Origin of the sequence: Streptomyces sp. NPDC002265 (assembly GCF_040296125.1) — a bacterium.
In the GTDB taxonomy this organism is placed as follows: Bacteria; Actinomycetota; Actinomycetes; order Streptomycetales; family Streptomycetaceae; genus Streptomyces.
In genome coordinates this window covers 1-4676 of sequence record NZ_JBEOWS010000523.1, presented here as the reverse complement: position 1 = coordinate 4676, position 4676 = coordinate 1, and the positions used below count along the sequence as shown (strand labels likewise).

Sequence of the window (4676 nt, the reverse complement as noted above, 5' to 3'; positions counted from 1 at the left end):
GTTTGTTTTCCGATGATATTGCTGGCATTTAAATTAGTCGTTCAACCACGCTTGTTCTTTTGTCGGCTACTTCCCCGCGGCTCCCCCTGACCCCGCCCCCGGGGCTCTCGGGGGGGCGGCTTCTGGTGCAGTCCGGCGGGCTCGGCTACCCGGTGTGGCGCGGTTGCGGGCTCCCGGGCGGAGGGGGAGGCTGACAGCGTTCGGGTACAAGAACTGCTTCGCTCACGTGGCCTCGGCTGCCCACCGGACCACGTGAATGCTGGAGGGACCGTGACCGCTTCCCTGGGCATCGCCGACAGCGCAGCGCACACGGCACGGGCGGACAGCATGGTCGTTCGACCGGCCCGCCCGGGCAGCGGCGTCCACGGCCCGACAGTCGCTTCGCGGCCACCGCAGTCTGTGGACTTTCCCACGGCAGCCCGGTCCGTCGCCGCCTGGCTCGATGCCGGATGCGACGTCAGGTCCGGGGCGTGGACGGGAGGCGACCTCACACGGATCCCTACCCATTCCGCCCACTGCGCCGGTGGTGGCGTGCGGGCCTTGGCAGGCAACGGCAGGCCTCTGCCCGACTCCGTGCGCACTGAGCACGAGGTGAGGTTCGGCGTACTGCTCACGCATGTACGGGTCCACGACCACCCCGCCGCCCACGCGCTGGCCCGCCGACACCTGGCCAGGGCGTTCACCGTTGGCCCGGACATCGTCTTCGGCAAGGGCCGCTACCGGCCTGACTCCTCGGCCGGGCGGGGCCTGCTCGTCCACGAGCTCACCCATGTCGTGCAGCAGACCACCCTGCTGGGAGCGGCGCCTGCCGGTGATGGACACGAGGCCGCAGCGGAGGCCGCCGCCCGCACGGCCGGGGCGGGCGCCCCGGTCCGCGGCCGCCAGGTGCCCGGCGTACTGCCGGCACGGGTCGGCATCCAGGCAGCCGCGCTGTCACAGGCAGAGATCCAACAGCTCCTGCTGCCGCAACTGATCGAACGCATCGCCGACAACGAGCGGGAAATGAGGGTGGTAGCCCTCTCGGAGGAGTACCGGGCGGAACTCACTCGCGAGCACACCTGGCTGGTGCAGCGGCACACCGAGCTCACCAGGGGGCAGTCGCTCGCGCCGCCTTCGGCGAAACCGGAAGTACTGGTCGAGATCGACACCGAGCTCGCCGAGCTCGAGCCGCTCGCTACCCGGCTCGTCGCCGCCGTTGCGACGGACCCGCGGGACCAGGCGCTGAACACGGTCCGGGGCGTCGCCCGGCGCGCCGGGACGGACCGGGATTTCCTTCGGCAGACCATCCAGCAGGGCGGCCCGACGGAGGCTCCCGCGAAGGCTGCCCTCGCGCGCGTCGAGCGCTTGATCACGCAGCTCACGCCGGTCGTCGCCCAGGCCGAGGCGTGGCACGCCGCGCATCCGGCGGGCCAGAGCCTCGGCATGCGGAACGAGGCGCTGGGGACCTCCCTGGCCGGCACGGCGCTCTCGGACTGGAGCCGGGGCGGCTGGTACTACGTGCGGGGTGTCGCCGCGTTCATCGGCGCCGGCGGCATAGCTGTGATCGACGCAGGCGAGCAGATGCTGTCCTTCGGCTTCCACGACGCGGCGACGGCGGTGTCGCAGGCGTACACCCGCGGTGACCTCTCCTGGAACGAGGGCGAGGCAATCCTGTGGAGTGCGGCCTGGCGGGCCCTGCTCATCGCGGCCGTCACCCGCGGCGCCGGGGCGGCCACCAGCAGGCTGGGCTCGAGCGCCGCCCGTGCGGTGGGACTCGCGCCGCGATCCGTCGAGGCAGGGCTGGTCTCCGGCGGCGTGGCGGGTGGTGGCTCCGCCGCCGCGAGCCTCGGCACGCAGGCCCTGCTGACGACGGTCCTCCAGAGCCACTTCTCCGGCCCGGCCGGCCGCGAGATATGGCAGAAGGCCATGCCGTCGGGTGGCGAGTGGGCGCTGGCGATCCCTCTTGGTGTGCTCCTCGGTGCGGTAGGCGGGGCACGGGCGGTCAAGCTCGGCAACGAGAAGCTGATCGGCTCCACGTTCACCACGTCGTTCGGCGAGGAGCTCCAGATCGTCGCCATTACCCCGGAGGGCCAGGTGGTGGTGAAACCGGCCGCCGGCCTGAGCAGTCCGCCGGGACCGCCCCCGACGGCGACCGTCGAGATGGTCTACGACCCGGTGCAGAAGGCCTGGCGTACGCACCGGCCGGCCGCCTCGATGACGAAGACACCGGTGGCTCCCGCCGCGCAGACTGGCGCCGCCCGGGCCGCCCTGGCACCGCAGGCCGCTCCGTCCGTCCTGGCGCCGGCCCTGAAGGCTGCTCCTACGATGGCGCCACCCCGCCCGCAGGCCCCGGCCCTGCCGCCCGCACCCGTCCCGACGCCGACCACTCTGCGGACGGCCGCCGCAGACCTCCGGGTGGCCGAGACACGGGCCGCCCTCTCGGCCGCTGCCCGAGAAACGGCCCTGGCCCGTGCGGAGGTGGCTGCCGCCACTGGCGAGGTTCAGAGGGCGCAGGGGGGCCGCCGTCCCGGCGGCTCCACCCTGAAACAGGCAGAGACGGCGCTGCGGAAGGCGGAGAATCGGCTGCTCCGGACTTTGGCCAGCGAGGGCTTGGCGCAGGACGAGGCTGCGGCCGCGGCCCGGGCCCAAGCCGAGATCGCCCGGCTGGAGAAGGAGATCACCCGGCTGGAGCGGGAGATCGCCGCCGAGCTCAATCCCCAGGGGGAGAGCGCTCGAGCCGAGCTCAACCGGGCGAGCCGGATTCCCGGCGTAAAACCGCCCATTGGGCAGCCGAGCGGGGCCAAATATCACGCTCTCGAGGCTGAACTCAACTCAGCATGGGCCAAGTTGGCCAATGAAGTCGGCGGGCTGGACCGAACCCTCCGGGCACAGGTCAAGGCCGGGACACCGCGCCAGGCCGGCCGTGCCTCCGCGCTGGGCAACGCGAACCGGCTCGACCCGGTTCTGCGGCCCGTCAACGGAATCCCCATCGACGTCACGACCGGTGCACCGATGAGCACCGACGCATGGGAGACCGATCACCTCATGCCGCGCTCGGAGATCGCCGCGGATCCGCGGTTCCCACGGCTGACGCCCCTCCAGCGTGACGCCATGCTGCGGAATGTGGCTGAGAACTACCTGCCGATGACCGAGCAGGCCAATCTCAACAAGAGCAACTGGACGGTCGCAGAGTGGATCATCCGGCGTCAGGCGGCAAAGCGCCCCCTGCCCAAGGACGTCGCCGAAGCGCTCCTCAAGGCCGACCGCCTCGCCCGGGAGGCCGTCGAGGCGAAGTTCAGGGAGTTCCTGCCTGACTGATACTCCAATAGCGCATCGCTGCCTGGCCTGGTCAGAGACATCGTCCGGAGTGTGGTTGGCGTCGGGACCGGCCGAGTGGATGGACGCTGGATTCCCTGGCTGCGGCAGCGCGGGCCGAGGGGATCGAGGTGGGCCGCTCGCAGGTGCGCCGGATCCTGCTCGCCGAGGGCGTGCGCTGGCGCCGCACCCGGTCCTGGATGCGGTCCAAGGACCCGGACTTCGTCCCCAAAGGGCAAGGATCATCGGCCTCTACACCTAGCCGCCGGACGACGTGACGGTGATTTGCGCCGACGAGCTGGGACCGGTGATCCCGCGGACTTTCCCGCCCGCACCCTCCTGGTCACCCAACGGGCACCGGGTCAAGGCGGAGCTCGACTACAGCTGGGGACCGCAGAAGACGTGGGTCTACGGCGCCCTGCGACCCTCCGACGGCCAGGCCCTCACCGTGACCGCATCCTCCCGCAACAGCATCTTCTACCAGCAGTTCCTGCAACAGATCGAGGACGCCAACCCGACCAGCCAGATCTGGATCGTCACCGACACCTGTCCAGCCACAACAGCCTGTCCACCCGGACCTGGCTCGAGGACCACTCCCGCATCCACCACGCATTCATCCCCGTCGGAGCCTGCTGGCTCAACCTCCAGGAGGGCTGGTGGCGCATCTTCCGCAAGACCGTCCTCGCCGGCCGCTCCTTCGCCAACCCCGACGACATCGCATACGCCACCGCCCTCGCGACCAGCCAACTCAACTCCCGCGCGAAGCCATGGATCTGGGGCAGGCCGGCACCGCCAACCCGACGACTACGACGCCGATATGCGTACCTCGTTTGAGGAATCCAGACGCAGGCGGGCAAGCCTCTGAGGCATGCTGAGGACGATGTTGCTTTGACCGAGGGGTAAGGGTGGCCGAGGGCCAGGTGGCGGAACTCATCCGCTTCGCTGATGACGAGAACAGTGTGACGGTTCGTGTGCTGAACAAGACGACCGTCGGGGTTCCGGGGGGATGCCTGGAAGCCGAGATCGTGGCCTCCAGTGAGTTCGCGAACGGTCACCTCAAGGAGGTCTACCTGCTCGAGGATGACTTGGAGCAGTGGGCTGAGGTACTTGATCGCCTTGCGTCGGGTCGAAGCGCTGTGTGGATGGATGACGGGCGCAATCCTGAAATCACTATCACGCCTCAAGGCCCCTACCTCTCCCAGGGGCAGACGCTCAATGCCGTTGAGATCGCGGTGAGGGATGTCTCGGTGTCGCTCACTTCAGTGTGCATCCTGGTGCGTTTGGCTGATGGAGCCTCCCCCTGAGTGGTGGACACGCTGATACTGGATCTGCTTGATCCGGAGGAAGCGAGACAACCGCCGATGGCGATGAAGGACTACTCG

2 protein-coding genes are annotated in these 4676 nt (G+C 69.7%); both read left to right on the top strand.

The window, feature by feature from the left end; genetic code table 11:
- The first annotated feature begins 327 nt into the window (after positions 1–327).
- A complete protein-coding gene (locus ABT085_RS44005; RefSeq protein ID WP_351622145.1) occupies positions 328–3297 on the top strand; it encodes an eCIS core domain-containing protein in 2970 nt (989 codons plus the stop codon).
- A gap of 902 nt (positions 3298–4199) precedes the next feature.
- Positions 4200–4598, top strand: a complete 399-nt coding sequence (locus ABT085_RS44000) for a DUF5959 family protein (RefSeq protein WP_351622143.1) — start codon at positions 4200–4202, stop codon at positions 4596–4598.
- Positions 4599–4676: the final 78 nt, after the last annotated feature.

Bases quoted from the DNA above. Each gene is read 5' to 3' on its own strand.
- ABT085_RS44005 (WP_351622145.1), top strand. From the start codon at position 328: ATGGTCGTTCGACCGGCCCGCCCGGGCAGCGGCGTCCACGGCCCGACA.